The organism is Saccharothrix sp. NRRL B-16348, assembly GCF_001280085.1.
In the GTDB taxonomy this organism is placed as follows: Bacteria; Actinomycetota; Actinomycetes; order Mycobacteriales; family Pseudonocardiaceae; genus Actinosynnema.
The window spans coordinates 1-207 of sequence record NZ_LGED01000189.1; the positions used below are offsets into that span (position 1 = coordinate 1).

1 protein-coding gene is annotated in these 207 nt (G+C 62.3%); it reads left to right on the top strand.

What is annotated here, in order from left to right; translation table 11 throughout:
- On the top strand, positions 1-207 hold a 207-nt coding region (locus ADK67_RS17120; RefSeq protein ID WP_157620497.1), incomplete at both ends, for a tetratricopeptide repeat protein.

Sequence of the window (207 nt, forward strand, 5' to 3'; positions counted from 1 at the left end):
CTGGCCTCCCGTAACAACCTCGCTGCCGTCTACCAGGCGGTGGGTGATCTGGAAAATGCGATCCCGCTGTACGAGGCGACATTGAGCGATCGCGAGCGGATGCTGGATCCCGACCACCCGAACACGCTGGCCTCCCGTAACAACCTCGCTGCCGTCTACCAGGCGGTGGGTGATCTGGAAAATGCGATCCCGCTGTACGAGGCGACA